Genomic DNA, 2,412 nt, shown 5'->3' on the forward strand with positions numbered 1-2,412 from the left:
CCGACGACGCGCTCGGCGCAGCCGCAGCGGTAGTTCGCCGCGGTGTCGACGTGGTTCACCCCCGAGCGGAGCGCCAGTCCGATCGCCTCGCGCGAGGCCTCGTCGACGGCGGGCGTCGGTTCGCCGAGGTACGTCCCGATCCCGACGCTGGAGACGACGCCCGGGCCGAACCGCCGGAAGTACGTCCGCCCGAAGGCGTCGCCGAACCGGTTCCGGTACCCCCAGAGGGCCTCGCGAGTCGCCATGTCGACGGGTCGGTTCGGCCGGAATAAAAACCGCCCGCGTCCGGTTGCTGCTCGCGTCACGTCGGCGACCGAGCGGGACCTCCGTGTCAGACGCTCGCACGACGCCGACGCAACGACTATACGGACTCCTCGTGTCACTCGTGGTAATGGACTCGCTCACGGACCATCTGGCGGACCTCGTCGCCGACGTGGACGCTACCCTGCTGTTCTCCCCGACGAGCTCCTTCTACGACCGGTTCGCGGACGACGGGGTCGAGGTCGTCGTCGTCGCGCCCGAGAACGACGTCGACGCCGAGACGTTCGTCGAACTCCCCCTCCCGTTCGACAACGTCAAAGACCGGATCCGGTTCGGCATCGAGGGCGCGATGGACGAGGGCCTCCTCTCGGAGGGCGACGAGGTCGCCTGCGTCGTCTCCGTCTTCGACGGCGGCTCGGACGCGGTGATCCGCGTCACCGTCGACGAGACGATCCACACCGGGATCTACGACCTGTTCGCCAACTCCCGGGCGGAGCCGAGCGTCATCCGCGACGTGTTCGAGGTCGCGATCGAACTCGGACAGAAGGGACAGAAGGGGAAGCCGGTGGGCGCGCTGTTCGTCGTCGGCGACGCGGGGAAGGTGATGAACAAGTCGCGGCCGCTGAGCTACAACCCCTTCGAGAAGTCGCACGTCCACGTCGGCGACCCCATCGTGAACGTAATGTTAAAGGAGTTCTCGCGGCTGGACGGCGCGTTCGTCGTCTCCGACTCCGGGAAGATCGTCTCGGCGTACCGCTACCTCGAACCCGCCGCCGAGGGCGTCGACATCCCGAAGGGACTTGGCGCGCGCCACATGTCCGGCGCGGCGATCACCCGCGACACCAACTCGACGTCGATCGTGCTCTCCGAGTCGGACGGTCTCGTCCGGGCGTTCAAGGCGGGCGAACTCGTCCTGGAGATCGATCCGGAGGAGTACTGACCGATGCCCCCGGCCCAGTTCGCCGTGCCCGAGTTCCTCCTCGCCGTCCCGTACCGGATCTGGCTGGCGCTCGCCGTGCTCGCGCTCGGGCTCGTGTTGGCGTACCTCACCGGGGTGATCAACCGCCGGCTGCTCGAACGCGCGGGCGTCCCGGAGGTCATCGAGGGGACGGCCTTCGAGCGGACGGCCCGCGAGTTCGACACCTCGACGGTGCGGATCGTCGCGAAGCTGTCGAGCTACTTCATCCTCGCCGTCTCCGTCATCGTCGCGCTCACGGTCGCGGACGTGAACTACCTCGAACAGTTCTGGTCCGGCGTCGCCGCCTTCCTCCCGCGGGTGTTCGTGGCGATTCTCGTGTTCATCGTCGGCGTCGTCGTCGGCGACAAGGTGGAGCTGCTCGTCGCCGAGCGGCTCCGGGGGATCAAGCTCCCCGAACTCGGCGTTCTCCCCTCGATCGCGAAGTACAGCGTGGTGTACGTCGCCGCGCTCATCGCGCTCGGACAGGTCGGCGTCCAGACGCTCGCGCTCATCGTGTTGCTCGCGGCGTACGCGTTCGCGCTCGTGCTGTTCGCCGCCCTCGCGACGAAGGACCTTGTCGCCTCGGCCGCGGCCGGCGTCTTCCTCCTCCTCCGACAGCCGTACGGCATCGGCGACGAGGTGCGGGTCGCCGGCGAGCGCGGCGTCGTTCAGGAGGTCGACCTGTTCGTCACGCACATCGAGACCGGCGGCGAAGAACACGTCATTCCGAACCACGCCGTGTTTCGCGACGGTATTGTGCTGATCCGGGAGTAGAACCGCCGAAGCCGTCGTCCACACCGATGCCCGTTCCACCGACAGCCGTTCCCACCGCGTGAAAGTCGTTGACACCATATAACACGGTGCGGCGGCAACGTCGAGACATGACCCCCGATACCGCGAGCGTCGCCTGCGACGGTTGGGACGAGAGCGAGTGCGAGGGGACGCCGCACTGTCCCCCGCGCTGTCCGCGCTTCGTCGACAAGCAGGGGGCGCGCTGGACGGTCCGACCGGCGGTCGACGCGGACGAACCCCGCCTCGTCGAGATGTACGAGCGGTTCGACCGGGGCGACCGCGCGCAGGGGCTTCCGCCCGTGAGCCGGCGGCGTCGCGTCGAGTGGGTCCGGTCGATGCTGGCCGAGGGGGAACAACGTCGTCGCGGGAGCGGGGACGGCGCGGTGTTCGGGGCACGCGAT

At 68.6% G+C, this 2,412-nt stretch carries 2 protein-coding genes and 2 pseudogenes; 3 read left to right on the forward strand and 1 reads right to left on the reverse strand.

Annotated elements, in window-relative coordinates; genetic code table 11:
- A pseudogene (locus BN903_RS04275) lies at nt 1-245 on the reverse strand (aldo/keto reductase); the annotation flags it as partial.
- Between the two features lie 146 nt (nt 246-391).
- Here BN903_RS04275 and dacZ point away from each other — a divergent pair.
- From dacZ to BN903_RS04290, 3 genes and pseudogenes are all read left to right on the forward strand, one after another.
- Entirely contained in the window at nt 392-1,201 is an 810-nt protein-coding gene (dacZ, locus tag BN903_RS04280) for a diadenylate cyclase DacZ (RefSeq protein ID WP_048076550.1), read from the forward strand.
- Between the two features lie 3 nt (nt 1,202-1,204).
- Complete coding sequence (locus BN903_RS04285; RefSeq protein ID WP_048076551.1) at nt 1,205-1,993, forward strand: mechanosensitive ion channel family protein; 789 nt, start codon at nt 1,205-1,207, stop codon at nt 1,991-1,993.
- 107 nt (nt 1,994-2,100) lie between these two features.
- Nucleotides 2,101-2,412 (forward strand): annotated as a pseudogene (locus BN903_RS04290) (GNAT family N-acetyltransferase); the annotation flags it as partial.

Source organism: Halorubrum sp. AJ67, from assembly GCF_000513435.1.